The organism is Pseudomonas sp. URIL14HWK12:I12, from assembly GCF_003097135.1.
Lineage (GTDB): Bacteria > Pseudomonadota > Gammaproteobacteria > Pseudomonadales > Pseudomonadaceae > Aquipseudomonas.
In genome coordinates this window covers 250,087-274,900 of the sequence record NZ_QEQL01000002.1, presented here as the reverse complement: position 1 = coordinate 274,900, position 24,814 = coordinate 250,087, and the positions used below count along the sequence as shown (strand labels likewise).

The window sequence follows — 24,814 nt, the reverse complement described above, 5'->3', positions numbered from 1 at the left end:
CTCGTCGGCGCCCCAGGGGCGGCACGGTTTAAAAACTGTATCCATGAACAGTACTCACCCACAATGGACAGCGTCAACCGCCCAACTGCTTCATGGACTTTCGCCCTACGCGCCGGGCTGGTGAAAAAAACCTGGTAAAACCAAGTGCTACCGGTCGCGCACCCCCCTGCCCCACTCTATACTCTTGCACCGTTCGCGCGCGCTGCGCACCTGTTTACCCACACGAGCCACGGTCACTCAAATGAGCCTGTTTTCCGCTGTCGAATTGGCACCCCGCGATCCTATTCTGGGCCTTAACGAAGCATTCAACGCCGATACCCGCACCGACAAGGTCAATCTCGGCGTGGGCGTATACTGCAATGAAGAGGGGAAGATCCCCCTGCTGCGCGCCGTGAGCCAGGCCGAGCAGGCACGTGTGGCGCAACAGGCCGCTCGTGGCTACCTGCCGATCGATGGCATCCCAGCCTATGACCAGGCGGTGCAGAAGCTGCTGTTCGGCGCTGGCTCCCCGCTGCTGGCCGAAGGCCGCGTGGTCACCACCCAGGCAGTGGGCGGGACCGGGGCACTCAAGACCGGGGCAGACTTCCTCAAGCGCCTGAGCCCCGACGCCGTGGTAGCCATCAGCGACCCAAGCTGGGAAAACCACCGTGCACTGTTCGAAAGCGCAGGTTTCCCGGTGCGCGAATACCGCTACTACGATGCGGCCAGCCATGACGTGAACCGCTCGGGCATGCTCGAAGACCTCCAGGCTCTGCCGGCCGGCTCGATCATCGTGCTGCACGCCTGCTGCCATAACCCCACCGGGGTCGACCTTTCGCCTGCAGACTGGGAAGCCGTGCTGCAGGTCATCAAGGCCAAAGGGCACATCCCGTTTCTCGACATGGCCTATCAGGGGTTCGGCGAAGGTATCTACGAAGACGCCGCAGCCCTGCGCCTGTTCGCCGATTCGGGCCTGGAGTTTTTCGTTTCCAGCTCTTTCTCCAAATCGTTCTCGCTGTATGGCGAGCGCGTAGGTGCACTGTCGATCGTCACCGAATCCCGTGAGGCCGCGGGCCGGGTGCTCAGCCAGGTCAAGCGAGTGATTCGCACCAACTATTCCAACCCACCTACCCACGGTGCCACCATCGTTGCGAGCGTGCTCAATTCTCCCGAGTTGCGCGCCCTGTGGGAGCAGGAGCTGGGCGAGATGCGCCAGCGCATTCGGGGCATGCGTGCGGCATTGGTGGAGCGCCTGGCCGCTCATGGCGACTTCAGTTTCGTTGCGCGCCAGGCCGGTATGTTCTCCTATTCCGGCTTGAACGCCGCCCAGGCCCAGCGCCTGCGCAGCGAGTTCGGCATCTACGCGCTCGACACCGGCCGTATCTGCGTTGCCGCGCTGAACAACCGCAACATTGATGCCGTCACCCAGGCCATCGCCAAGGTTCTGTAAGTGGGGCGTGGCGAGGGGGAGTGCGGTTGACTTCCCCTTGCCAATCAGTAAGATAGCCACCGTTGTTCCGCGATAGCTCAGTCGGTAGAGCAAATGACTGTTAATCATTGGGTCCCTGGTTCGAGTCCAGGTCGCGGAGCCATCTTCCTTCCTCCTGTTTGTCCTCCTGTTGTCTTTTTGCTGTGCGAACTTGCCAAACTGGCGAGGGCGTTCCACAGTTGTTCGAGCAAACCGTTCCTACTCAACCGCTCGCAAGGCTTCGCTTCAGAGCCTGCTCAAGAGGCATGAGCCTGCGCCCGTACGTGCGGCCAGTTACCCCGCAGCGCAGCCTGAACCCGTTTTTGTGGTAGATCACAATGCATAACAGTCGCCAGGCAGGCATCAGTTTCGCCAAGCGGGTCTTCATGCCTCGCGCGCTGGGTTGCTTGCTCAGCTTCGTCTACATCGCTGTAGTCATTCAGGGCACCAGCCCCCCGGAATGGGTATGGGGCGCCATGCTGATCAATGGTTTTGTCTGGCCATGGGTAGCGCAGTCGTTGGCGCTGCGCTCGCAACACCCCTACCGTGCCGAGATGCGCAATCTGATGCTGGATTCGCTGTTCGCGGGGGCCTGGGTTGCGGTAATGCGCTTCAACCTTCTGCCAACTGCGCTTCTTCTCTCGATGATCGCGATGAACAACGTGGCAGCCGCAGGATTCGGCTTCCTGTTGCGCGGGCTCGTTGCCAAGACGCTCGGTGCCCTGGCCATGTGCGGGCTAATCGGTCTGGAGGTGAGATGGCGCACCAGCCTGGAGGTGATGATCGCCAGCCTGCCGATGCTGGTGATCTACCCTCTCACGGTGGGCTGGACCAGCCATGCTCTGGCCGTGAAGTTGTTCCAGCGCCGCAAGGCATTCGACATCATCAACAGTTACGGCGACAACAGCAGGCTATTGGCCTACAACCCGTGGATGAGCGAGTTGGCGGCGGATCACCAGCGGTGCCGGCGCAGCAACGGCCACTCCACGGTGGCGATCATCAGCATCAACGGCCTGGCTGACCTGCACCGGCGCCATGGCCACTGGGTAGCCCAGGCCATCAGCGGGCGGCTGGGGCATATCGTGCTGGCTGAAACCCGCGGTGCCGATGTGGTCGGCAGCAACGGGGCTGACGAGTTCTTCATCCTGTTCCCGGGCTTGCGGGAGCGAGCGGCCGCCCAATGCCTGAATCGCATCCGCGAGCAGTTTTCCCGCTTCGGCCATGCCGATGCCGAGCTACCCTTGTTGTCAACGAGCGCGGGGCTGGCCGAATACAGCTACCTTCAAACGGGCGAGTGGGAGTGGTTCGACAGCGCCCGCCAGGCAATGGAGGCAGCACGCCAGCTACCTTTGGCTGCCCCCTTGGCTGCTGGTTGACGAATCAGAACTAGACCAGAACCGTACCAGACCTGGAATGAACATCGCCGGTAGGCGTCTGACAGGTGGCCAGGTGAACGCCGCGGCCTCTTTCTCGACAAAAACACGGAGTTGCCATGAAATCATTGTCTCGCATTGCGCTGTTATCCCTTGCCCTGGCCGCCACCCATGCCATGGCAGCACCTGCCACGGTTGGAAAGACCGACAAAGGTGACGTGCTGGCCGACCCCCAGGGCATGACGCTGTACACCTTCGATAACGATATGCAGGGCATGTCGATGTGCGACGGCCAGTGCGCAACGAATTGGCCGCCGTTGAAGGCCCAGAGCGGCAGCCAACCCGAGGGCGATTGGTCGACCATCAAGCGCAGCGATGGCAGCCTGCAGTGGGCCTACAAGGGCAAACCGCTGTACACCTGGGCCAAGGACACCAAGGCGGGCGATACCACGGGCGACAACGTCAAGAACGTCTGGCACGTAGCCAAGCCGTGATGCACGGGGCCCGGCTATCGTCAGCTGGCCGGGCCCAACGCGAAGAAACAACCGCCGCTCCATACGCCAAGGCAGTCAAGGCCATTTGAGCGGCCGGGCACTGCCAGCTCCACCAGCTCATAGAACACATTGCGATGAATTAACGCGTCGAACTCGCCCCGAACCCGCACATAGGGTGATGGCTCACCGGTAAGGGGGTCGGTCTCGACACGTACCGGGTGTTCGGGGCCTGCCTCGAAGACGTTGTCGCAATTGTCGGTAAAACGCAGCGTTTGCGCTTCCCCCTGGCCCATCACCTCCACCCCTATCGCAACGAAGGGTGCATCCTCGACCTGGATACCGACCTTTTCGACCGGCGTAACCAAGTACCACTGCTCGCCTTCACGCTTGAGAATGGTGGAGAACAGCCTCACCATCGCCTTGCGACCGATGGGTGAGCCCAGGTAATACCAGGTGCCATCCCGGGCAATACGCATGTCGATCTGGCCGCAGAAATCGGGATTCCACAAATGCACTGGAGGCAGCCCGCGCTCGGCGGTGGGAATTTGCCCCAGCAAATCATTGGCCTTGGCCGGGCCGCTCATGGTGCCTCCTTCTATCGGCTGATACCCAGAAGGCTACGAGCGTAATCCTCCATCGGCGGCCCGAGCAAATCGGCTGGCTTGTGATTGTACAGCGTCAGCAAACCACCCCGGGCGCGAATGGTCGCCGTATCGATCAGGTAGCGGGTATTGGTCTCGATGACCATCATCTGCACGACGCCGTGGTCCACGCCGAGACGATCGACCGCCTCCTGGTCTTGCCATTCATCCGTGTTGCCGATGCGATCGTCAGCTGCGGCGAAACGTGTGTAGAGCAGGTAGTTGGCACCGAAGCTACGCGCTTCGGCAAGGGCCTGTTCAAGGCCCAGGGGCTGGGCAGAGCGGCGCACCATTGGGAAGTACTGGACGAAACCTGTGAAGGCCTCCTCGGCCACCACGTTGGGGCGTGGGTAATTGCTGCCGGGTGGGGCGAAGGGGCCTTGGGCGATGTAGATAAATGAGTCGGGCTGTAGCCGGAAATTGTTGATGCGCCGGGTCTGGCTGTGATCGAGCACACCCGCATCGCTGAGTTGATCCTTGGCCACCTGCCCCATGTCGCTTACGCTCATGCAGCCGCCCAGTGCCAATACCGCTACCATCACCCACGCCGTGCGCATCGTTCCTCCCGAGGCCGGTGTCGGAAAACCGGCGAATGCCCCGAGGATGCAGCTTTCAAGCCAATGCGCTAAACGCTCGGCTCACCGTCTCGGCGGCGGCGGTTGCCCATCCGCACGCCGATGTCCATCAGAAACTGGAAAAAGCCATCCTGGTCTTCCAGCACATTGCTCCAGAACGGCGAGTGATACAGGGCTACCGCACCGTGCACCAGCGCCCACGCCGCGCAGTAGTGATAATACGGCGGGACATCCTCGAGCTTGCCTTCGTCGATGCGCCCTTTGATGAGTTGGGTCAGGCGATCGAAGTTGGAGGCGCGGATAGTGTGCAATTGCTCGACGAGGTCGGGCACTTGATTGGCCTTGACCACCTTTTCTTCGAGGCGGTCGAACAACCGATATCGCTGGGGGTCGCGCATGCGAAATTCGAAATACGCCCGCGACAGTGCTTCACGGTCACGGTCGACGTCCGCTGAATGCAGCAATGCATTGAGATCACGTTCGTAGTCGAGCATCAGCCGCAGGTAAACCTCGGCTTTGGAGCGAAAGTGCTTGTAGATGGTACCTTTGCCGATCCCGACGGCATCGGCGATCATCTCGACGGTGACGCTGTCTTCTCCCTGTTCGAGGAAGAGTTTGAGCGCGGCATCAAGGATTTCTTGCTCACGGCGGCGAAATTCACGGACTTTACGCGTTTCTTTCTGCATCGGCTGCATAACGGGACTGTTCACGTTAGAAGCCGCCATTATGCCTGCTTGGCGCTAAATTGCACGGGTGTTACATATGTCGACCTTTTTAGAAGAATTCCCCCAGGCCGAAGGCTTGCTGTACCTGAACCATGCGGCCGTCGCCCCTTGGCCGCGGCGCAGCGCCGAAGCCATCAGCCGATTTGCCCAGCAGAATGTTGCCTTGGGCGCCCGTGATTACCCCCAATGGGTCAGCGTCGAGGATCGCCTGCGCGCGCGGTTTCAACGCCTTCTGAACGCACCGTCCGTGGATGACATCGCGCTGGTGAAGAACACCTCCGAAGCGCTCTCGTTTGTTGCTCAAGGATTGAACTGGGCAGCGGGCGACCAAGTGGTGATCAGCGACGAAGAGTTTCCTTCGAACCGCATCGTATGGGAGGCACTCCAGCCCCTTGGCGTCGAGGTAGTGAAGGTCAGCCTGACGGTGGAAGACCCTGAAGCAGCGCTGCTCGCAGCATGCGGGCCCCGCACTCGCCTGTTGGCAGTCAGCTGTGTGCAGTATGCAAGCGGCCTGAAGCTGGACATGGCGCGCCTCGGGGCAGGCCTGAAGGCCCAGGGCATCCTGTTTTGCATCGATGCCATCCAGCAGTTGGGCGCGCAACCCTTCGACGTGCAGGCCTACGATTGCGATTTCGCCATGGCCGATGGCCATAAGTGGCTCCTTGGCCCGGAAGGGCTGGGCGTCTTCTATTGCCGCGAACGGGTGCGCCCTACCCTGGCCTTGCGCGAGTTCGGCTGGCACATGGTCGAGCGCATGGGCGACTACAGCCGCACTGACTGGGAACCTGCACGCAGTGCGCGACGGTTCGAATGCGGCAGCCCCAACATGCTGGGGACAATGGGCCTGGAAGCCAGCCTTGGCCTGTTGGAAGAAGTCGGCATGCCCGAAGTGGCGCGGTTGATCGAGGCGCGTATCCAACAGCTCAGCGAGGGGTTGTCGGCCATCCCCGGCGTGCAGCAACACCAGCCGGCGGACCCCGCACGACGTGCCGGCATCCTGACATTCAGCGCCGCTGGCAAAGACCACCAAGCCTTGTGGCGTCAGCTGATGGATGCTGGCGTCGTGTGCATCCCACGGGGCAAAGGCATCCGCTTATCACCGCATTTCTATACGAGCCCGGCGATCATTGACCAGGCCTTGGGGATCATCGACAAGCTTGCGCGTCAATGAGTGCTCAAAAACCCCGGGCTGATTCCGAAACTGTTTAAAAAACGTACAGCGGCGGGGATGAAAACGGCCCAAGGCTGGCCATACTCAAGATGTTGGCCACCTTCCCCCCAAAGGGTTGGCCGATAAAGGTGACGACGGACCGCGCACCTTTGCACTACTCCTAATGGTCTTAACCCGGACTCCTCCCCCAGACTCCGGGTTTTTTTTGCCCGCTCAGGTCAGCCGTGCCAGAGGAAAAAGCCGCTTGAAATTCTCGGACGTCTGCTCGGCCAGGTGTTCGAACCGAACCCCGCGCAGCATCGCCAGGTACTCGGCTACCTCACGCACGTATTGGGGCATGTTGGGCTTGCCGCGGTAGGGGATCGGGGCGAGATACGGCGAGTCGGTTTCCACCAGCAGGCGGTCCGCTGGCACCTGCCGCGCGACGTCCCGGAGGGCATCGGCATTGCGGAACGTCACGATTCCCGACAGTGAAATGTAGTAACCCATGTCCAGTGCGGCCTTGGCCATGTCCCAGTCTTCGGTGAAGCAGTGCAGCACACCAGCCTGAGGCAATGCGGCCTCTCTTAGCAGCGCAAGGGTGTCGGCGCGCGCAGCCCGGGTGTGGATGACCACCGGTTTGCCCGTAACGGCCGCTGCTTCCAGATGCAGTCGAAACGAGGCCTGCTGCACTTGGGCCGCTTCAGGTTCGTAATGATAATCCAGGCCGGTCTCACCGATCGCGATCGCATGCGGGTGGTTCAAGGCATCGAGCAGCCAGTCCAATGTGGGCAGGCCGCCCGGGTTCACGTCCAGAGGATGAACGCCCACTGAGCAATCCACATCGGCGTACCGCTCGGCCAGCGCCTTGACTACCGACGCGTTGCTGGCACTGACGCCAATGCAAAGAAAGTGGCTCACACCCCTCTGGCGCGCCGCCTCAAGGGCAGCATCGAGGGAACCGGCATGGGCGGTGAGGTCGAGACGATCCAGGTGGCAGTGTGAGTCCACCAGGCGAAAAGCGGTGTCAGGCATTGATCTCTTACATCGTATGGGTGGGCCGATCGGACTTCAGTGCCCCGGCCAGATAGGTTTCGATTTTGCTGCGGGCCGTATCGTCCCCGTCATTGAACTGCACACCGACGCCTGCCGCGCGATTACCTTGCGCGCCTCTTGGCGTGATCCAGGCGACCTTGCCGGCGACGGGAATTTTTTCTGGCTCGTCCATCAGGTTGAGCAACATAAAGAGTTCGTCGCCAAGCTTGTAGCTCTTGCTGGTAGGAATGAAGAGGCCGCCGTTGCGAAGAAACGGCATATAGGCAGCGTATAACACGGCCTTGTCTCTTATGGTCAACGACAGGATACCGTTGCGAGGCCCTGGCGAAGCTGGTTGATTCATGAGGATCCCTTGGTTGACGACCCACTAACCCTGGCGCGGCAAACCGGCCCATTGAACCAGAAGGGCCTCCAGCAGCAAGGCTCGGTTCAGGTTGGCCTTGGCCAAAACCTTCTGGCGGTGTTGCAACAGCCAATCCTGCATTTGCATCACACCGGCCTGGGGGCTTTTCTGCGCTAGATATTGCAGTACCTTGCGCATATCGCTCAAGCCTAGCCCCTGCTCGTCTTCCGTTAATTGATAGCACAGGATACGGTGCGCCCAATCGCAGAACCAATCGAACAGCAGCAACAGTGGCACATTGCCCCAACTCTCGGCCAATTGGCTAGCCCCTTGCTGTTGCTTGAGCAGCTTCTTAATGCCTTCGACCACCAAAGCGCGCATTTCGCGCACTTTTTCGTGATGCATGCGCAGCGCTACCAAAGGTGAACCCGCTGCCAGCGCCAAGAGCACTTCACGCTCCTCTGCCGGCTCGTCGGGCAAACGCTCGGCCAGCCAGGCCTGGCTATGCGCCTGGCCGGGCAAAGGGCAAGCCTGTTGAACGCAACGGCTGCGCACCGTAGGCAACAGGCGGCTAGGCTGGTGGCTCACCAGAATCATCACCGTATCGCCTGAAGGCTCTTCAAGGCTCTTGAGCAGGGCATTGGAGGCATTGATATTCATGGCCTCGACTGGCTCGATCAGCACTACCTTGCGGCCGCCCAGCTGAGCGGTCTGCGCCACGAATGCGACCAGCTCCCGCACCTGGTCGACGCGAATGGCCTTGTCGGCTTCTTCCGGCTGGAGCAGGAAATGATCTGGATGTGTGCCAGCGGCAAGCAACAGGCACCCTTTGCACTGGCCACAGGCCTGGCCTTGAGGTCGCTGGCAGAGCAGTAACCCGAGCAACCGCTCGGCGAAGGCACGCTTGCCGATCCCTGCCGGCCCATGCAACAGATAGGCATGGGCGTGCTGGCTGCGGCCAGCATATTGGTGCCACAACGTTTCCTGCCAGGGGAACGCCTCAGCCACGGGCACGCTCCAGTATGCCCGCAAGCAACCCCATGAGGCTGGCCTGCACCTGGGCCAGCGGCTGGGCTGCGTCTATCAGCTGATACCGTTCAGGGCTTGCCTGGGCCCGGTCGAGGTAGGCTTGGCGCACGGCGTCGAAAAATGACCGCCCTTCTTGTTCGAATCGATCCAGCCGGCCCCGGGCAGCGGCACGTGCGAGGCCGATGTCGACAGGCAGATCGAACACCAACGTAAGATCTGGCTGCAAGCCCTGCTGCACGAACTGCTCTAGAGTAGCGATGCGCTCGAGCGCTACGCCACGGCCGCCGCCCTGATAGGCATAGGTTGCGTCGGTGAACCGGTCACACAGCACGATGGCCCCGTTGGCCAGCGCGGGCCGGATAACCTGCGCCAGATGCTGGGAACGCGCGGCGAACATCAGCAGCAGCTCGGCGTCGGTCGCCATGACCTCATCGCTAGGCGCCAGCAACAGCTCACGGATGCGCTCCGCCAGCGGCGTGCCTCCCGGCTCGCGGGTCAGCACAACCTCATGCCCTGCCTCACGCAGATGCTGGGCCAGAAACTCGCGGTTGGTGGTTTTGCCGGCACCCTCGGGGCCTTCCAGGGTAATGAACAGGCCAGTCACGTGGGCATCCTCATGGTTGTTTCGCAGGGTTTGCAGGCTCGCCTGTTTCCCCAGGTTGTTCGTCGTTGCTCGGGCCCGTGCTTGGCGAACCGGCATCGGGCGCCTCGGCGGGAGCCAATGGTGCGGGGCTGGACCGGTAGCCGGCTCGGCGCTTCAACTGGTACTCGCGCACCGCATCATTGTGATCGTCAAGCGTTTCAGAAAACACATGGCTGCCATCGCCTCGGGCGACGAAGTACAGGCTGCGCCCTGCGGTCGGGTTGAGCGCGGCATGCAACGCCTCGCGGCCGACCATGGCTATCGGGGTGGGCGGCAGGCCAGGGTTGAGGTAAGTGTTGTAGGCTGACGGTGCCCTGAGATCGGCGCGGGTGATCTTCCCGTTGTAGCGCTCACCCATGCCGTAGATCACGGTAGGGTCGGTCTGAAGCAGCATGCCGGCCTGCAGGCGCCGGATGAACACACCGGCGATTTCGCCGCGCTCCTGCGGTACACCGGTTTCTTTCTCGACCAGTGATGCCAGGATCAAGGCCTGATAGGGGTCGGCCAGCGGCACATCGCTGGCGCGATTCTGCCACTCCTGGGCGAGCACAGTATCAAGCCGGTCATAAGCCTGGCCTAGCAGCTCCAAATCGCTGGTACCTTTGACGTAGCGGTAGGTGTCGGGGAAGAAGCGGCCTTCGGGAAACACCGACGGATGGCCGAGCTTTTCCATGACCTGCTCGTCGCTCAAGCCCACGAGGGTTTGCCGCAGTTTTTCCTGTTTGGCCAGTGCCGCCCTGACCTGGCGAAAAGTCCAGCCCTCGACCAGGGTGAGGTTGTACTGCACCACTTCGCCCCGTTGCCACAGGCCGATCAGGTCGCGCACCGTCATGCCAGGGGTAAGGCGATACTCGCCGGTGTGCAGGGTCATGCCGTCGGCATTGAAGCGCCAGTACCAGCGCAGCCAGAAAGCATCGTTCAACGTGCCGCTGCTTTCAAGGCGGCGAAACATACCCACTGGCGAAGCACCTGCGGGTACGTCGATCAATTGTTCGGCAGTTAGCTGCAAGGGTTGGTCGACCGATGACTTGACCTTCCATGCCGCGCCACCCAGCGCGAGGGCCACCAGTAAAAGGATACCCTCGAGCACCATCAGCAATTTACGAATCACGAATCAACTATCCAGAAGGGTGTGGGTCAGGCGTTGCAGTTTACGAGTCACGCCTCCGACCGGCCATCGATTGTCACCACAGGCAACAACTGGCCATATGCCGTAGACGCCATTGCAGACGAACACCTCATCTGCCGTTTGCAGGTCGGCCAGGGTGAGGTCAGCCACATGGGCCTGCAGGCCTTGGGCAGGCGCCTGGGCCAGGAGTTCGTCGCGCAGCGTGCCGCAGACCCCGCACCGGGAAAGGTCGGGGGTCAGCAGCGAACCGTTGCTGACCAGAAACAGATTGCTGAATACGCCTTCGACGATTCGGCCATCGGTATCACGCATCAGCCCTTCGGCGAATTCACCGCCCTGCCATTCGGCACGCGCCAGCACCTGTTCAAGGCGGTTGAGGTGCTTCAGGCCCGCCAGGGCCGGTTGCAGGGCCAGCCGGGTGGTGCACTCGAAGAGACGAACGCCACGCTCGGCATGGCTGGCAGGCCACGCCGGCAAGGGTGAAGCTTGCAGGATGCGCACAACCGGGGCGTCGGGCGCCACTGCGTAACCGCGCGGGCTTTCGCCACGGGTAAGAATCAGTTTGAGCACGCCCTCGCCCATTGCCTGGGCGTAAGCCAGCAGCTCACGCTCGATGAGCGCCAAATCAGCCGGCAACCCCAGGCGAGCGACACCTCTGGCCAAGCGTGCGAAGTGCCGCGCCAGCAAGTGGGGTCGGCCACCGGTAACCTTGATGGTTTCGAACAGCCCGTCGCCATAGGCCAGGCCGCGATTGCCCAACCCCAGGGTAGCCTGGGGTTGGCCGTCGACCCAAGCGTGCATCAGCCCTCGAACCGCCGGAACACCAGCGTGCCGTTGGTGCCACCGAAACCGAAGGAGTTCGACACGGCGACCTCGATTGGCATCTTGCGTGCTTCGTGAGGCACGAAGTCCAGATCGCAACCTACGTCGGGCTCATCAAGGTTGATGGTGGGCGGAGCCACCTGATCACGCAATGCGAGCACCGTAAAGATTGCCTCGACCGCGCCAGCCGCGCCCAGCAGGTGGCCGGTCATCGACTTGGTGGAGCTCACCGCCAGGCGCTGGGCATGATCGCCAAACACCGACTTGATTGCATTTACCTCAGCCAGGTCTCCGGCAGAGGTGGAGGTGCCGTGGGCGTTGATGTACTGCACGCTGTCGGGGGCCAGCTGTGCATCGCGCAGGGCATTTGCCATGCATCGGGCTGCTCCAGCACCGTCTTCTGGCGGAGAGGTCATGTGGAAGGCGTCGCCACTGGTGCCGAAACCGACCAGCTCCGCGAGAATGATCGCGCCACGGGCACGAGCGTGCTCCAGCTCTTCAAGCACCAGAGCGCCTGCACCGTCGGAGAGCACGAAGCCATCACGGCTCTTGTCCCAAGGCCGGCTGGCACGTGCTGGCTCGTCGTTACGGGTCGACAACGCACGCGCAGCACCGAACCCGCCCATGCCCAGCCCGCAGGCCGCCATTTCGGCGCCACCGGCGATCATCACATCCGCCTCGCCATAAGCGATGTTGCGTGCCGCCATGCCGATGCAATGGGTGCCTGTGGTGCAGGCGGTGGAGATCGCGTAGTTGGGACCTTGGACGCCCAGGTGGATCGAGAGGAAACCGGAGATCATGTTGATGATCGAGCCAGGCACGAAAAACGGCGAAATACGCCGAGGCCCCTGCGCATGCAGTGTGCGGCAGGTGTCTTCGATATTGGTCAGGCCACCGATGCCCGACCCCATGGCCACACCGATACGCTCCCGGTTGGCGTCGGTGATTTCCAGGCCTGCATCGCGCACGGCCTGGAAGCCCGCCGCCAAGCCGTACTGAATGAACAGATCGAGCTTGCGCGCTTCTTTCGCGGAAATATATTGCTCGACGTCAAACCCTTTGACCGAGCCGCCAAAACGGGTTGAAAAGGCAGAAAGGTCCGTATGTTCGATCGGACCGATGCCACTGCGGCCTTCCAGAATGCCCTGCCAACTGCTGGCCACATCAGTGCCCAACGGCGACAGCATGCCCATCCCGGTTACCACGACGCGTCTACGCGACACAGTGCTCTCCTTCAAAAACAAAAAGGCTACGCCTTTCAAAGAAAAAACCGCACGCCGGATCGGCAGTGCGGTTTTTTCCGACAGAAAGCGTCAGCGACCAACTATCAGCCCTGGTGGGCGTTCACGTAGTCGATAGCGGCTTGAACGGTCGTGATCTTCTCGGCTTCTTCGTCTGGAATTTCGGTTTCGAATTCTTCTTCCAGAGCCATCACCAGCTCAACGGTATCAAGAGAGTCGGCGCCCAGGTCTTCAACGAAGCTCTTTTCCGGGGTTACTTCGTCTTCTTTGACGCCCAGTTGCTCGGCGACGATTTTCTTGACACGTTCTTCGATGCTGCTCATACCTAATTTTCACTCCTAATGGACACTATGTCAGGCAACTGGCCGGGGGTAATTTTATAGGAAGAAGGCGGCTTTTCAAGTTCAAAGCGCTTCTGCCTAACCCCTTGGAACCAATGGCCCAAAATTTGGGTTCAGCTTTATAACGGATTTCAGGCGATAGGTGGGACATTTTTTCGAACGCCTGTTCTCCGAACGCTACATGTACATACCACCATTGACGGGAATGGTCGCACCTGTGACGTAGCCTGCACCTTCGGATGCCAGGAAGGCAACCACGCTGGCGATTTCCTGCGCCTGGCCCAGACGACCGGCAGGAATCTGCGTCAGCAGTGCTTGGCGCTGGGCCTCTGGCAGCTCGCGGGTCATGTCGGTGTCGATGAAGCCAGGGGCTACTGAGTTAACGGTGATGTTACGCGAGCCTACTTCACGAGCCAGGGCACGGCCGAAGCCTTCGAGGCCAGCTTTGGCAGCGGCGTAGTTGGCCTGGCCAGCATTACCCATGGCACCGACCACCGATCCGATGTTGATGATGCGGCCCCAGCGCGCCTTGGTCATGCCACGCAACACGCCTTTGGACAGGCGGAACAGGCTATTGAGGTTGGTCTCGATGACATCGGTCCACTCATCGTCTTTCATGCGCAGCATGATGTTGTCGCGAGTGATGCCCGCGTTATTGACGAGGATTGCCGGTGCGCCGAAACGCTCTGAAATGGTGGCGAGCACCGCCTCGACCGAGGCTGCGTCGGTGACGTTCAGCGCAAGGCCGGTGCCTTCGATGCCGTTTTCCTTGAGGCCGGCGGCGATTCGCTCGGCGCCGGATTCCGTCGTGGCGGTACCGATCACGATGGCGCCCTGACGGCCCAGCTCATGCGCGATCGCCTGGCCGATGCCACGGCTGGCGCCGGTAACCAGTGCCACTTTACCTTGCAGGCTCATGCCCGTTTCTCCTGTATCAGGCCAGCGCCGCGCGGGCGGCGGCGAAGGCGTCTGGGGTGTCGAGGTTGAACGTGTTGACGCCTTCGGCGCAACGTTTGTTGAGGCCTGCCAGAACCTTGCCGGGGCCGCATTCGACCAGCTGGGTGGCACCTTGGCCGGCCAGCCAGGCCACCGATTCGACCCAGCGTACCGGCATGTACAGCTGAGCCAGCAAGTTCTGCTTGAGGGCCTCCAGATCACCTGGCACTTGCGCGGTAACGTTCTGCACCACGGCAATTGCAGGGGGCTGCCAGGCCAGGGCTTCGATGGCGGCTGCGAATTTCTCCGCCGCAGGCTTCATCAGCGCGCAGTGCGAAGGAACGCTGACCGGCAACGGCAACGCACGCTTGGCCCCTTTGGCCTTGCACGCCTCCATGGCCCGCGCTACTGCCGAAGCGGACCCGGCGATCACCACCTGGCCGGGGGAGTTGAAGTTCACTGCGCTGACCACCTCACCCGCTTCGCTGGCGGCACAGGCGGCGATCACGTCTTCATCGCTGAGCCCGAGAATCGCGGCCATTGCGCCCTGCCCGGCCGGCACGGCTTCCTGCATCAGTTGCCCACGGCGCTCGACCAGTTTCACCGCATCGGCCAGGCCAATGCTGCCGGCAGCGACCAATGCGCTGTACTCGCCCAGGCTGTGCCCAGCGACGTACGCAGGTTGTGCACCGCCCTGAGCCAGCCAGAGACGCCACAAGGCGATGGAGGCGGTGAGAATGGCCGGCTGGGTTTTGTCGGTCTGGTTGAGCAGCTCGCCGGGCCCGTGCTGGCATAGAGCCCAAAGGTCGTAGCCCAGCGCGCTGGAAGCTTCCTGGAAGGTGTCGGTCACCAGGCTGTGTTGCTCGCCGAGGTCGGCCAGCATGCGCAGCGCCTGGGAGCCCTGCCCGGGGAAAACGAATGCGATGGATGCAGACATTGAAACAGGCCTTTGTTGGAATTCATTGGCTCGCGCAGGCTCTTGGCCATGCCCGAAAAACGATGTTTGGATGCAAGCTTCGAGTCGCCGGTCACAATTGAAGCACGCCCCCGCCCAGACGCTAAAGCAAAAACCCACCGATACTGTGGCGCAGCCGCTCCGGCAGGTTGTCGCGCACCTGCACCTGCGCTCGCGCAATAGCGCTGCGCAAGCCCTCTACACCTGCCGCACCATGGCTCTTGACCACGATGCCTTGCAGCCCGAGAAAGCTCGCGCCGTTGTGCCGGGCAGGCGCAAGATCCTGGCGCAGCCGCTTGAGCAGCGGCAACGCCATTGCACCCGCCAAGCGAGCGATCAGGCCATCGGTGAACAGCCCCTCGATACGGGCACTGATCATCGAGGCCAGGCCCTCGCTCGCCTTGAGCATCACATTGCCAACAAACCCGTCGCACACCACCACATCGGCTTCGCCGCGGTACAGCCCGTCCCCTTCCACGAACCCGATGTAATTGAGCGCTGTAGCCTGTTGCAACAGCGCAGCCGCAGCCTTGACCTGCTGGTTACCCTTGATGTCTTCGGTACCGACGTTCAGTAGTGCTACCCGCGGCCGCGCGACACCTGCCGCCTCGGCCGCTACCGCGCCCATCACTGCGAACTGGTACAGGTGCTCGGCGCTGCAATCGACATTGGCGCCCAGATCCAGCAGGTGGCACATGCCACTGCGGGTGGGAATGGCGGCGACCATTGCCGGGCGATCTACCCCCGGAACCGTCTTGAGCACATGCCGCGAAAGCGCCATGAGCGCCCCTGTGTTGCCGGCACTGACCACCGCGTGCACCTTGGCATCACGCAACAGTTGCAGCGCTACACGCATCGAAGAGTCAGGCTTGCCACGCAGGGCTTGAGCAGGTTTGTCGTCCATACCGATCACTTCGCTGGCAGGTACGACATGCAGGCGAGAACGATCAACCCCCCGGTGGGTGGCGATCAGGGACTCGAGCAATTGAGGTTGACCGACAAGGGTCAGATAAAGCGAGGGAGAATCAGAAAGGCAGGCGACACAAGCCTCGACAATGTTGCGGGGACCGAAGTCCCCGCCCATTGCGTCGATCGCGATGATCTGAGCGGACAAGGATTACTCGTCGGCGCCCTTGTCGATCACTTTGCGGCCACGGTATACGCCTTCAGGCGATACGTGGTGACGCAGGTGCACTTCGCCAGTGGTCTTTTCGACCGACAGAGCGTTTGCAGTGAGGGCGTCGTGCGAACGGCGCATGTCACGTGCAGAGCGGGATTTTTTGTTCTGCTGAACAGCCATAGTGATTAACTCCTAAACGTTTGGGTCACGCTTTAACTGCGCCAAGACACTGAACGGGTTGGACCGTGGTACCTCGTCCTCGCCAGGCTCGGGCTCGTCGGCGCCCGCCGGCTGCTGGCATTCTTCCGGATGATGAGCGGGAACGATCGGGAGGGCGAGCAACAGCTCGTCTTCCATCACACCCCGCAGATCCAAAGGATCCTCGCCCAGTTCCAGCACGTCGTAGCCTGACGGCAGCGACTGTGTATTCGCCCCAGCCTTGACCACAGCGTAGGTACACTCGCTATCGACAGGCAGGGTGACCTGCTCGAGACAACGCTGGCAAACCATTTTGACCTCGGTATGGAGGTCGCTGTGGATCACCAAGGTACCGTCTTCGTCTCGATCGAAAACGAATCGGGCCTGCACCGTACCGACAGCGTCGGACAGCGGTTCGCAGAGTCTCTTCAAATCAGCCAGCGGAACACTACCTTCGACGGTGGCGTTTCGATCGGCCAATTTGCGCGGATCAACGTGAGGTGGAATCGGGTCATTCAACATAGGCGCGCCATTCTAGGGATGCCCCTTGCGGGTGTCAAAGGAAATTCGGCCATCGGCGCTACGCCGGGCGAAGTGTAGAATCTTTCCTTTTATATAAGGAGGCTAGCATGCCACCGATCGTACTGGCGTCCAGCTCGCCCTATCGGCGCGAGCTGCTGGCGCGACTGGGGCTGCCCTTTCAGTGCCACTCCCCGGACATCGACGAAAGCCCTTTGGCAGGCGAACCGGCGCTGGCACTGGCGCTGCGCCTGGCCGAGGCCAAGGCGCGAGCACTGGTGGCAAGCTATCCACACCACCTGATCATCGGCTCAGACCAAGTCGCCGTGGTTGGCGAGCGGATACTGGGCAAACCGGGCAACCACGCCGCGGCAACCGAGCAGCTACTCGCCTGCAGCGGCAAGCCGGTACGTTTCTTGACTGGCCTGGCACTGCTCGACAGCCGTCACGGTGAATGCCAGCTAGACTGTGTGAGCTTTACCGTGCATCTGCGCATGCTCGATGCAGCAGCTGTAGAGCGCTACCTACACGCCGAGCAGCCTTACGACTGCGCCGGCAGTTTCAAGGCCGAAGGGCTAGGTGTGAGCCTCTTCGCGCGCACCGAGGGGGAAGACGCCACCAGCCTGATCGGCTTGCCGCTGATACGGCTGGTCGACATGCTCACCCACCACGGCGTGCAGGTACCCTGAGTCAGCGCAGCGCAGGCCCCTGGAAGCCAGCCCACAACGCAATGCGTTCAGCCACGCTGGCGCCAAGCTTCTTGGAGAAGCGGTCCAGCGGCGACTCTTCCTTGGTGAAGTCGACGATATCCTTGGCCTTGATCAGGTCGCGAGCCACGTAACTACTGCTACCCAGCCCGTCGATCAGCCCCAGCGGAAGAGCCTGCTCACCCGACCAGATCAAGCCAGAGAACAGCTCGGGGTGGTCCTTGTCTTTCAGGCGATCGCCTCGCCCTTTTCTGACCTGCGCGATGAACTGCTGGTGAGTGGTATCGAGCACACCTTGCCAGAAGCGAGTTTCGTCCTCCCGTGCGGGCTGGAAAGGGTCGAGAAAGGCCTTGTGCTCGCCCGAGGTATAAGCGCGGCGCTCGACGCCCAGCTTTTCCATGGTACCGACAAAGCCGTAGCCGGCGGCGGTCACGCCGATGGAGCCGACCAAGCTTGCCTTGTCGGCGTAGATCTCGTCAGCGGCGCTGGCGATGTAATAGGCGCCCGAGGCGCCCAGGTCGGTGATTACCGCATACACCTTGAGTTCCGGCCGCTGCGCACGCAGCCGGCGGATCTCGTCATAGATGTAGCCTGCCTGCACCGGGCTTCCACCTGGGCTGTTGATGCGCAGGATCACGCCCTGCACCTTGCTGTCTTCGAAGGCCTTGCGCAGGCTGCCAATGATATTGTCGGCACTGGCCTCCTCTTTGTCGGCGATCACGCCCCGCACATTGATCAGCGCGGTGTAGCCGGCAGCGCTGGAGGCGCCGCTGTCGATCTTGCTCCAGGGCGAGAACAGCGCCAGCATTCCCAGCAGGTAAACGAACGTCAGCAACTTGAAGAAGATCCCCCAGCGCCGGGACCGCCGCTGCTCTTGCACACTGGCCAGCACTGCTTTTTCCAACAGCTTCCAGCTGCGGTCATCCTGGGGAGGGGTGGCGCCATCCTCGGCGCGTGGAGCTTTCCATTCGTCGGCCATTGCGTTGCCTGTTCAGGTGAAGATAATCAATGCCGCCCGGCCAGCCAGGGTTCCAGTGCCTGGAACACCTCGATGGCGTGAGTTGGCTCGTATTGGCGCAGGGTATCGAGCTCAATGGCGCCATAGCCGACCGCCACACTGGCAACCCCGGCGTTGTGGGCCATCTGGATGTCGAACGCGGAGTCTCCGACCATCACCGCTCGAGCCGGTTCTACCCCGCAATGCTCCAGAATCTCGTACAGCATACGCGGCGCCGGCTTGCTAAGGGTCTCGTCGGCAGCACGAGTAATGTCGAAGAACGTTGCGAGGCCATGTGCACGCAGCACCCTGTCCAGCCCGCGACGCGCCTTGCCGGTGGCGACAGCCAGTTTGTAACCCTGCTCGCGAAATTGCTGCAAGCCATGTGCAACCCCTGGAAACAGCGGAGACGGCACGGCGTCCATGGCCATATACCGCTCCGCGTAGCGCTGGCGAAAGGCATGCAGTGCAGCATCGTCGAGCATCGGATGCAGCTGCCCGATCGCCTCGCTGAGTTCAAGCCCGATGATGCCCTTGATGGCTGAAGCCGTGCACGGCTGCAGGCCGCCGGCTACCGCGGCATGCTCCATGGCGTCGACGATGCGGCCGATCGAATCGGCCAGCGTGCCATCCCAGTCGAAGATGATCAGGTCGTATTCACGCACCGGCCAGTTTCTCCACAGTGCCATGCCACATTTCGTCCACCGGCGCCTCCAGGCGCAACACCTGGCCATCAGGCATGGGCACGTTCAGCGCATAGGCATGCAGGAACAAGCGCTTGCCGCCCAGCTCGCGGATTTCACGGCTGAAGGCTTCGTCGCCGTACTTGGGGTCTCCGGCGATGCAATGGCCGGCATGCAGGCTGTGCACGCGGATCTGGTGGGTACGCCCGGTGACGGGGCGCGCCTCGACCAAGGTGGCGAAATCGCCGAAACGGCGCAGCACCTTGAACAACGTCAGCGCTTCCTTGCCTTCGGGGTTGACCTCGACCATGCGCTCACCGGAACGCAAGTTGCTCTTGAGCAGCGGGGCATTGATCTGCTTCTTCGCTGTTGGCCAATGCCCACGAACGAGTGCCATGTACCGCTTGTCGACGCCATCTCCGCGCAACGCCTGGTGCAAGTGGCGCAGCATGCTGCGCTTCTTGGCGATCATCAGCAGGCCCGACGTGTCGCGGTCGAGGCGATGCACCAGCTCCAGCTCGTCAGCCTGCTGCGGTCGCAGTTGGCGAAAGGCTTCGATCACACCGAAGCTCAGCCCGCTTCCGCCATGCACGGCGATACCGGCAGGTTTGTTCAGTACGATCAGGGCTTTGTCTTCGTGGACGATAGCGGCTTCCAGGCGCTGCAACAGCCCCTGTGCCACTGGTACGGGCTCATCCTTTTCCGGCAGGCGCAGCGGCGGTACGCGGATGATGTCGCCGGCCTGAAGTTTGTACTCGGGCTTGATACGCCCCTTGTTGACGCGCACTTCACCTTTGCGCAGGATGCGGTACACCAATGTCTTGGGAACGCCCTTGAGTGCGGTGAACAGAAAGTTGTCGATGCGCTGGCCGGCAAGTTCGGCTGGAACTTCAAGCAGTTGCACGCTGGAAGTGGGAGTCGGGGTCGTATTCATGCGGCGCATCATAGCAATTTTTCATGCAATTGAAGCACTTAAACATTGCTGATATAGTCGCGAACGCCGCCTGTTGCGGCCGAAGAGTAAAGTGAGGCCAAAAGCCTGCGATCTCTTCATGTTACGTAAGGACGTAAGGCCGTCCCACGGGGCTTGATCCGGTTGCGAACCCATGGCTCGCCCGGCCCCGCGAAAGCCCGGAAACGCCAGCACGCATGTGGCTCACGCATATCGTCGCCCGCCGCTGGCAGCTGTCTCCGGTCCAAGCAGGTTCAAGTTTCGGAAAATGCAAAGCCTTGGTTTTTCCAGAGCGCGAACCCACTGATTCTGGTTTCGCGATAAATACCACCCCGTTGCGGATTCAGCGCGCGGTAGCACCCGAATTATCAGGGATACGTGTAGGGTGGAGATGTACAAGCGTGGAGCGAATGCCTCGCCCCGCCAGGAAGCGGCCAATTGGTCCTCCGGCGGCGAGCCGGGCAAGTTCTGGCACCTGGGGTGCCCGCGTTCCACGGTTTGATTCCTCCTCCTGGCTGAGTGCTTTTTGCGAACACACAAGCAGGACGCGTCATTCCGCCGGCAATGGCATATGGCCTTGCCGGGCGGCCCGGGCAGTACTACGCCCCGACGCACCTGAACACCGACCGTGAGAAGTCGTGTGTGCCGAACGCCGTTTCCGGCAGCCCGGAAACCGACGGTACTACATGAAAAGAATGCTGATTAACGCAACTCAACCCGAAGAGTTGCGTGTTGCCCTGGTAGATGGCCAGCGGCTCTACGACCTGGATATCGAATCCGGCGCGCGCGAGCAGAAAAAGGCCAACATCTACAAGGGGCGCATCACCCGCGTCGAGCCTAGCCTTGAAGCCGCTTTCGTCGACTTCGGCTCGGAACGCCACGGTTTTCTGCCGCTCAAGGAAATTTCCCGCGAATACTTCAAGAAGGCACCCGAAGGCCGGGTGAACATCAAGGAAGTGCTCAGCGAAGGCCAGGAAGTCATCGTCCAGGTCGAAAAGGAAGAGCGTGGCAATAAGGGCGCAGCCCTGACCACCTTCATCAGCCTGGCCGGCCGCTACCTGGTGTTGATGCCCAACAACCCGCGCGCCGGTGGCATTTCTCGCCGCATCGAAGGCGAAGAGCGCAATGAGCTGCGCGAAGCCCTCAACGGGCTTCAGGCGCCGGCCGACATGGGCCTGATCGTGCGCACTGCAGGCCTTGGCCGCAGCAGCGAAGAAATGCAATGGGACCTCGACTACCTCCTGCAATTGTGGGGCGCGATCAAGGAAGCCTCAGGCACCCGTGGCGCCCCTTTCCTGATCTACCAGGAAAGCAACGTCATCATCCGCGCCATTCGCGACTACCTGCGCCAGGACATCGGCGAAGTGCTGATCGACAGCATCGAGGCCCAGGAAGAAGCCCTGACGTTCATCCGCCAGGTCATGCCGCAGTACGCCAGCAAAGTGAAGCTGTACGAAGACAGCGTTCCGTTGTTCAACCGCTTCCAGATCGAAAGCCAGATCGAAACCGCGTTCCAGCGCGTAGTCGAGCTGCCGTCCGGCGGCTCGATCGTGATCGACCCCACCGAAGCGCTGGTTTCGATCGACATCAACTCGGCGCGCGCCACCAAGGGTAGCGACATCGAGGAAACCGCCCTGCAGACCAACCTGGAAGCGGCCGAGGAAATCGCCCGCCAGCTGCGTCTGCGTGACATCGGCGGCCTGATCGTCATCGACTTCATCGACATGACCCCGGCCAAGAACCAGCGTGCAGTCGAAGAGAAGGTACGCGAGTGCCTGGAAGCCGACCGCGCCCGCGTTCAGGTCGGCCGTATTTCGCGCTTCGGTTTGCTGGAAATGTCCCGCCAGCGTCTGCGCCCATCGCTCGGCGAAAGCAGCGGCATCGTTTGCCCGCGCTGCAGCGGCACCGGCATCATCCGCGACGTCGAATCGCTGTCGCTCGCCATTTTGCGCCTGATCGAGGAAGAGGCCCTGAAGGATCGCACCGCCGAGGTACGCGCCCAGGTGCCGATCCCGGTCGCAGCCTTCCTGCTCAACGAAAAGCGTAATTCGATCACCAAGATCGAGCTGCGCACGCGCGCGCGAATCATCATCCTGCCGAACGACCACCTGGAAACCCCGCACTTCGAAGTCCAGCGCCTGCGCGACGACAATCCCGACGTGCTGACCAACCAGTCCAGCTATGAAATCGCTTCGGCCGAAACCGAAGAGCCACAACCGATCGCCTCCACCCGCACCCTCGTGCGCCAGGAAGCGGCGGTCAAGACCGCCCCACCTCGTGGCAACGCGCCAGTCCCGGCCGAAGCCGCCGAGCCGGCACCCGCTGCAGCCCCCGCCGCCGCCCCAGCCGTGGTGGCCGAGCCGAGCCTGTTCAAGGGGCTGGTGAAGTCGTTGGTGGGCTTGTTCGCAGGGAAGGAAACTCCAGCCCCAGCGCCGCAAGTGGTCGAGAAACCCGCAACCGAGCGCCCGGCGCGTAATGAAGAACGTCGCCAGGGTCGCCAGCAAAGCCGTAGCCGCAATGGTCGCCGCGATGGCCGCGATGAAGATCGCAAGCCTCGCGAGGAGCGCCAGGAACGCACCCCACGCGAAGAGCGTGCACCTCGTGAAGAGCGAGCTCCCCGTGAAGAACGTGCACCACGTGAGGAGCGTGCGCCGCGTGAAGAGCGCCAGCCTCGCGAAGAGCGCGCCCAGCGCGAGGATCGCCCACAGCGCCAGAGCCGCGACGACCGGCCTCGCCGCAGCCGCGACGATCGCCCTCGCGAACTGCGTGAGCCCCTCGATGCGACCCCAGCCGAAGGCGCAGCAGCCGCTGCTGTGGCAGCTGTGGTAATGGAGGCTGCCGAACAGCCTGCCCGCGAAGAGCGCGCCCCGCGCGAAGACCGCCCAACTCGCGAAGAGCGCACGCCGCGCCCACCGCGTGAAGAGCGCGTACAGGAAGACGCCGAGCAAGCCGAAGACGAGCACCTGAACGATGAAGGTCAGGAAGGTGAAGAAGGCGCTGAAGGTGATCGCCCTCGCCGCCGCTCCCGTGGCCAGCGCCGCCGTAGCAACCGCCGCGAGCGTCAACGCGATGCAGGCGTCGAAGGTGTGGAAGAGCCCGGTACCGAAACTGCCGTGGCCGCCGCAACTGAAGCAGCTCCTGCCGCTGCTGCTGGCGTGATCAGCGCCGTCGCCGAGGCACAGGCTCATCAGGCCGCCGAGCGCGCCACTGCAAGCACCGAAGCCGAGCCAGTGGCACCTGCTGCACAAACCGCTGCGCAGGTGGTATCGGAAACGGTATCCCAGCCGGTATCGGCAGAGGTGTCAGAACCAGTGGCAGAACCGGCCCCAGAGCTGGCCTCCCCCGAGATCGTCGCAACACCGGTCGAGCACGCTGCCACTGTTCTCGAATCTGCACCCGAGCCTGTGGAACCGATCACAGCCGAAGCGGCTCCTGAGCCACTGCCTGAGCTCACACCAGCAGCCTTCGAACCAACCCCGGCGATCGAGCTGCCTGCTGCAGCCGAAACACCTGAGCCCGTTGCTGCGAGCCAGGAAGAGGCGCCGGCCCAGGTCCAGGCACCGGTTGAGGTTCAACCACCTGAGGTTCAACCACCTGTAGAGGTTGCGGTAGAAGTACCTGCGCCTGTGGCCACCAGCGGGGGCCGTGCACCTAACGACCCACGTGAAGTCCGCCGCCGCAAACGTGAGGCAGAACTGGCTGCAGCCGCAGCCCGCGAAGCCGAGCAAGCGGCTGCCCTGGCAGATGCCAAAGCTCTGGCCGAGGCACAGGCGCCCGTGGAGGCAGAAGTGCCAGCACCGGTGACCATCGACCCGCCAGCCGGTGAAAGCCAGGCAGCGGCTGCTGAGCTGGCAAGCGAGGCGCCGACCGTGGTTGAGGCCGACCCGGTGGTGCAGGATGTGCAGCCGGCCGAGGTGGCAAACGAAGAGCAAGACAAGGCGCACAAGCCTCAGGTGTAACCACCTGGTGAAATGAAAAACCCCCGCCAGCGTTGCTGCCGGGGGTTTTTTAATGCGCCAAGGCAACCCTGGATGCACACACTTTGCGGGTGCTGAAGCCCTTGGCGTTCACGGCGCTATCGAGCAGCGTTGTTCCGTAGGAGTTGTCCACTGCGCATAGCCACTTTTCTGAAAACTGTCGGAACACGTAAGTCGCCCTGCGCAATATCTCGGTTTTAACACCCGCCTTATCTGTGGCTTGTAGCCGGGTCTCCATAATAACGAGCGCTACGTCCCCCCCTCGTATGACCTGCATCTCCCCTTGGGTGACAACGATGCTGTTATTGAAATGCTCCGCAATGGCGACAAACGCCCGGCGGATGCTTTCCTTACCTGTGACGGTCAATCCTGGCTTGACCACCAGGCAGGCATCCTCGGCATAAAACTTCATCAGTTCGTCGAAGTCTTCGGCGGTGATGGCGCGATCAGCGGCCTCGATGGTCTCTTTGAGCATTCGGGTAAAGGCGTCCATTTCTGGCTCCCTGAAGTCGCCGCAGAGCAGGCATGAAAAACCCCGCTGCTGAGGCGGGGTTTGGCATATCGCGCGCAGCCCCACCACCTAGGTGAAGGTAGTGATAATTGCAGTTGCGCACGGGAAACGGTGAGTGGCCATGGCATAAAGCTGCCGCATGAAGCCAAGGAAATCAACTGCTCTCATGCTGCATGGGCCTTCGCGATACCGGTGACATGAAAAAGCCCCGGCACAAGGCCGGGGCTTCTGGTTACAGCTCAGGGTGCCG

The 24,814-nt window shown here is 62.0% G+C and carries 26 protein-coding genes and 1 tRNA gene; 7 read left to right on the top strand and 20 right to left on the bottom strand.

What is annotated here, in order from left to right; translation table 11 throughout:
• The first annotated feature begins 241 nt into the window (after positions 1-241).
• The 4 genes from F474_RS08325 to F474_RS08310 all read left to right on the top strand — a co-directional run bounded on the left by F474_RS08325 (position 242) and on the right by F474_RS08310 (position 3,314).
• Complete coding sequence (locus F474_RS08325) at positions 242-1,429, top strand: amino acid aminotransferase (protein ID WP_097089021.1); 1,188 nt, start codon at positions 242-244, stop codon at positions 1,427-1,429.
• 66 nt (positions 1,430-1,495) lie between these two features.
• Positions 1,496-1,571 (top strand) — tRNA-Asn (locus tag F474_RS08320).
• A 214-nt stretch (positions 1,572-1,785) separates the two neighbouring features.
• Complete coding sequence (locus F474_RS08315; protein WP_097089019.1) at positions 1,786-2,823, top strand: MASE2 domain-containing protein; 1,038 nt, start codon at positions 1,786-1,788, stop codon at positions 2,821-2,823.
• A 116-nt stretch (positions 2,824-2,939) separates the two neighbouring features.
• Positions 2,940-3,314 carry a hypothetical protein gene (locus tag F474_RS08310; protein WP_097089017.1) on the top strand — a complete coding sequence of 125 codons (375 nt, stop codon included), beginning with the start codon at positions 2,940-2,942 and terminating at the stop codon, positions 3,312-3,314.
• Between the two features lie 20 nt (positions 3,315-3,334).
• Here F474_RS08310 and F474_RS08305 read toward each other — a convergent pair whose 3' ends face one another.
• From F474_RS08305 to F474_RS08295, 3 genes are all read right to left on the bottom strand, one after another.
• Entirely contained in the window at positions 3,335-3,898 is a 564-nt protein-coding gene (locus tag F474_RS08305) for a DUF1285 domain-containing protein (RefSeq protein ID WP_097089015.1), read from the bottom strand.
• Between the two features lie 11 nt (positions 3,899-3,909).
• Positions 3,910-4,512, bottom strand: coding sequence for a DUF4823 domain-containing protein (locus tag F474_RS08300; protein WP_097089013.1), 603 nt, complete (start codon positions 4,510-4,512; stop codon positions 3,910-3,912).
• A 68-nt stretch (positions 4,513-4,580) separates the two neighbouring features.
• The gene (locus tag F474_RS08295; RefSeq protein WP_097089054.1) at positions 4,581-5,216 is read right to left on the bottom strand and encodes a TetR/AcrR family transcriptional regulator; all 636 of its coding nucleotides are present in this window, start codon (positions 5,214-5,216) and stop codon (positions 4,581-4,583) included.
• Positions 5,217-5,292: 76 nt separating this feature from the next.
• Here F474_RS08295 and F474_RS08290 point away from each other — a divergent pair, with 76 nt between their 5' ends.
• On the top strand, positions 5,293-6,426 hold the full coding sequence (locus F474_RS08290; protein ID WP_097089011.1) for an aminotransferase class V-fold PLP-dependent enzyme: 1,134 nt from the start codon (positions 5,293-5,295) through the stop codon (positions 6,424-6,426).
• A 213-nt stretch (positions 6,427-6,639) separates the two neighbouring features.
• On the opposite strand, the gene F474_RS08285 is transcribed toward F474_RS08290, so the two are convergent.
• The 13 genes from F474_RS08285 to F474_RS08225 all read right to left on the bottom strand — a co-directional run bounded on the left by F474_RS08285 (position 6,640) and on the right by F474_RS08225 (position 16,740).
• Positions 6,640-7,440 carry a TatD family hydrolase gene (locus F474_RS08285; RefSeq protein WP_097089009.1) on the bottom strand — a complete coding sequence of 267 codons (801 nt, stop codon included), beginning with the start codon at positions 7,438-7,440 and terminating at the stop codon, positions 6,640-6,642.
• Between the two features lie 7 nt (positions 7,441-7,447).
• Entirely contained in the window at positions 7,448-7,804 is a 357-nt protein-coding gene (locus F474_RS08280; protein ID WP_097089007.1) for a PilZ domain-containing protein, read from the bottom strand.
• Positions 7,805-7,828: 24 nt separating this feature from the next.
• The gene (locus F474_RS08275; RefSeq protein WP_097089005.1) at positions 7,829-8,812 is read right to left on the bottom strand and encodes a DNA polymerase III subunit delta'; all 984 of its coding nucleotides are present in this window, start codon (positions 8,810-8,812) and stop codon (positions 7,829-7,831) included.
• Entirely contained in the window at positions 8,805-9,437 is a 633-nt protein-coding gene (tmk, locus tag F474_RS08270; RefSeq protein WP_097089003.1) for a dTMP kinase, read from the bottom strand. The genes F474_RS08275 and tmk overlap by 8 nt, the downstream gene beginning before the upstream one ends.
• Before the next feature lie 10 nt (positions 9,438-9,447).
• The gene (gene mltG / locus F474_RS08265) at positions 9,448-10,587 is read right to left on the bottom strand and encodes an endolytic transglycosylase MltG (RefSeq protein ID WP_097089001.1); all 1,140 of its coding nucleotides are present in this window, start codon (positions 10,585-10,587) and stop codon (positions 9,448-9,450) included.
• 3 nt (positions 10,588-10,590) lie between these two features.
• Entirely contained in the window at positions 10,591-11,406 is an 816-nt protein-coding gene (pabC, locus tag F474_RS08260; protein WP_097088999.1) for an aminodeoxychorismate lyase, read from the bottom strand.
• Positions 11,406-12,650: a beta-ketoacyl-ACP synthase II gene (gene fabF / locus F474_RS08255; RefSeq protein ID WP_097088998.1), complete on the bottom strand. Its 1,245-nt coding sequence runs from the start codon at positions 12,648-12,650 to the stop codon at positions 11,406-11,408. The genes pabC and fabF overlap by 1 nt, the downstream gene beginning before the upstream one ends.
• 104 nt (positions 12,651-12,754) lie before the next feature.
• Positions 12,755-12,991, bottom strand: a complete 237-nt coding sequence (gene acpP, locus F474_RS08250; RefSeq protein ID WP_097088996.1) for an acyl carrier protein — start codon at positions 12,989-12,991, stop codon at positions 12,755-12,757.
• A gap of 195 nt (positions 12,992-13,186) precedes the next feature.
• Positions 13,187-13,927: a 3-oxoacyl-ACP reductase FabG gene (gene fabG / locus F474_RS08245; protein ID WP_097088995.1), complete on the bottom strand. Its 741-nt coding sequence runs from the start codon at positions 13,925-13,927 to the stop codon at positions 13,187-13,189.
• 16 nt (positions 13,928-13,943) lie between these two features.
• The gene (gene fabD, locus F474_RS08240) at positions 13,944-14,882 is read right to left on the bottom strand and encodes an ACP S-malonyltransferase (protein ID WP_097088993.1); all 939 of its coding nucleotides are present in this window, start codon (positions 14,880-14,882) and stop codon (positions 13,944-13,946) included.
• A gap of 121 nt (positions 14,883-15,003) precedes the next feature.
• Positions 15,004-16,014 (bottom strand): phosphate acyltransferase PlsX, encoded by a 1,011-nt coding sequence (gene plsX / locus F474_RS08235; protein WP_097088991.1) that lies wholly within the window; start codon positions 16,012-16,014, stop codon positions 15,004-15,006.
• Between the two features lie 3 nt (positions 16,015-16,017).
• Positions 16,018-16,200 carry a 50S ribosomal protein L32 gene (gene rpmF, locus F474_RS08230; RefSeq protein ID WP_026146372.1) on the bottom strand — a complete coding sequence of 61 codons (183 nt, stop codon included), beginning with the start codon at positions 16,198-16,200 and terminating at the stop codon, positions 16,018-16,020.
• Between the two features lie 12 nt (positions 16,201-16,212).
• Entirely contained in the window at positions 16,213-16,740 is a 528-nt protein-coding gene (locus tag F474_RS08225) for a YceD family protein (RefSeq protein ID WP_097088990.1), read from the bottom strand.
• A 107-nt stretch (positions 16,741-16,847) separates the two neighbouring features.
• On the opposite strand from F474_RS08225, the gene F474_RS08220 reads away from it, so the two are divergent.
• A complete protein-coding gene (locus tag F474_RS08220; protein ID WP_097088988.1) occupies positions 16,848-17,426 on the top strand; it encodes a nucleoside triphosphate pyrophosphatase in 579 nt (192 codons plus the stop codon).
• Position 17,427: 1 nt separating this feature from the next.
• On the opposite strand, the gene sppA is transcribed toward F474_RS08220, so the two are convergent.
• The 3 genes from sppA to rluC are packed head-to-tail and all read right to left on the bottom strand — an operon-like array spanning position 17,428 to position 20,058.
• Entirely contained in the window at positions 17,428-18,423 is a 996-nt protein-coding gene (gene sppA, locus F474_RS08215; RefSeq protein ID WP_097088986.1) for a signal peptide peptidase SppA, read from the bottom strand.
• 26 nt (positions 18,424-18,449) lie between these two features.
• Positions 18,450-19,130, bottom strand: a complete 681-nt coding sequence (locus tag F474_RS08210) for an HAD-IIIA family hydrolase (protein ID WP_097088982.1) — start codon at positions 19,128-19,130, stop codon at positions 18,450-18,452.
• Positions 19,099-20,058, bottom strand: coding sequence for a 23S rRNA pseudouridine(955/2504/2580) synthase RluC (gene rluC, locus F474_RS08205; protein WP_097089052.1), 960 nt, complete (start codon positions 20,056-20,058; stop codon positions 19,099-19,101). The genes F474_RS08210 and rluC overlap by 32 nt, the downstream gene beginning before the upstream one ends.
• Before the next feature lie 704 nt (positions 20,059-20,762).
• Here rluC and rne point away from each other — a divergent pair.
• Positions 20,763-24,035, top strand: coding sequence for a ribonuclease E (gene rne, locus F474_RS08195; protein ID WP_165830286.1), 3,273 nt, complete (start codon positions 20,763-20,765; stop codon positions 24,033-24,035).
• A gap of 49 nt (positions 24,036-24,084) precedes the next feature.
• Here rne and F474_RS08190 read toward each other — a convergent pair whose 3' ends face one another.
• Entirely contained in the window at positions 24,085-24,546 is a 462-nt protein-coding gene (locus tag F474_RS08190; protein WP_097088979.1) for an SgcJ/EcaC family oxidoreductase, read from the bottom strand.
• Between the last annotated feature and the right edge of the window lie 268 nt (positions 24,547-24,814).

Coding starts and splice junctions, on each gene's coding strand:
- fabD (WP_097088993.1), bottom strand. CDS start 14,882: ATGTCTGCATCCATCGCATTCGTTTTCCCCGGGCAGGGCTCCCAGGCG.
- F474_RS08300 (WP_097089013.1), bottom strand. CDS start 4,512: ATGCGCACGGCGTGGGTGATGGTAGCGGTATTGGCACTGGGCGGCTGC.
- acpP (WP_097088996.1), bottom strand. CDS start 12,991: ATGAGCAGCATCGAAGAACGTGTCAAGAAAATCGTCGCCGAGCAACTG.
- F474_RS08310 (WP_097089017.1), top strand. CDS start 2,940: ATGAAATCATTGTCTCGCATTGCGCTGTTATCCCTTGCCCTGGCCGCC.
- F474_RS08305 (WP_097089015.1), bottom strand. CDS start 3,898: ATGAGCGGCCCGGCCAAGGCCAATGATTTGCTGGGGCAAATTCCCACC.
- F474_RS08315 (WP_097089019.1), top strand. CDS start 1,786: ATGCATAACAGTCGCCAGGCAGGCATCAGTTTCGCCAAGCGGGTCTTC.
- F474_RS08220 (WP_097088988.1), top strand. CDS start 16,848: ATGCCACCGATCGTACTGGCGTCCAGCTCGCCCTATCGGCGCGAGCTG.
- F474_RS08325 (WP_097089021.1), top strand. CDS start 242: ATGAGCCTGTTTTCCGCTGTCGAATTGGCACCCCGCGATCCTATTCTG.
- pabC (WP_097088999.1), bottom strand. CDS start 11,406: ATGCACGCTTGGGTCGACGGCCAACCCCAGGCTACCCTGGGGTTGGGC.
- rpmF (WP_026146372.1), bottom strand. CDS start 16,200: ATGGCTGTTCAGCAGAACAAAAAATCCCGCTCTGCACGTGACATGCGC.
- F474_RS08295 (WP_097089054.1), bottom strand. CDS start 5,216: ATGCAGAAAGAAACGCGTAAAGTCCGTGAATTTCGCCGCCGTGAGCAA.
- rne (WP_165830286.1), top strand. CDS start 20,763: ATGAAAAGAATGCTGATTAACGCAACTCAACCCGAAGAGTTGCGTGTT.
- fabG (WP_097088995.1), bottom strand. CDS start 13,927: ATGAGCCTGCAAGGTAAAGTGGCACTGGTTACCGGCGCCAGCCGTGGC.
- F474_RS08290 (WP_097089011.1), top strand. CDS start 5,293: ATGTCGACCTTTTTAGAAGAATTCCCCCAGGCCGAAGGCTTGCTGTAC.
- F474_RS08225 (WP_097088990.1), bottom strand. CDS start 16,740: ATGTTGAATGACCCGATTCCACCTCACGTTGATCCGCGCAAATTGGCC.
- rluC (WP_097089052.1), bottom strand. CDS start 20,058: ATGAATACGACCCCGACTCCCACTTCCAGCGTGCAACTGCTTGAAGTT.
- sppA (WP_097088986.1), bottom strand. CDS start 18,423: ATGGCCGACGAATGGAAAGCTCCACGCGCCGAGGATGGCGCCACCCCT.
- F474_RS08210 (WP_097088982.1), bottom strand. CDS start 19,130: ATGGCACTGTGGAGAAACTGGCCGGTGCGTGAATACGACCTGATCATC.
- F474_RS08190 (WP_097088979.1), bottom strand. CDS start 24,546: ATGGACGCCTTTACCCGAATGCTCAAAGAGACCATCGAGGCCGCTGAT.
- F474_RS08280 (WP_097089007.1), bottom strand. CDS start 7,804: ATGAATCAACCAGCTTCGCCAGGGCCTCGCAACGGTATCCTGTCGTTG.
- F474_RS08285 (WP_097089009.1), bottom strand. CDS start 7,440: ATGCCTGACACCGCTTTTCGCCTGGTGGACTCACACTGCCACCTGGAT.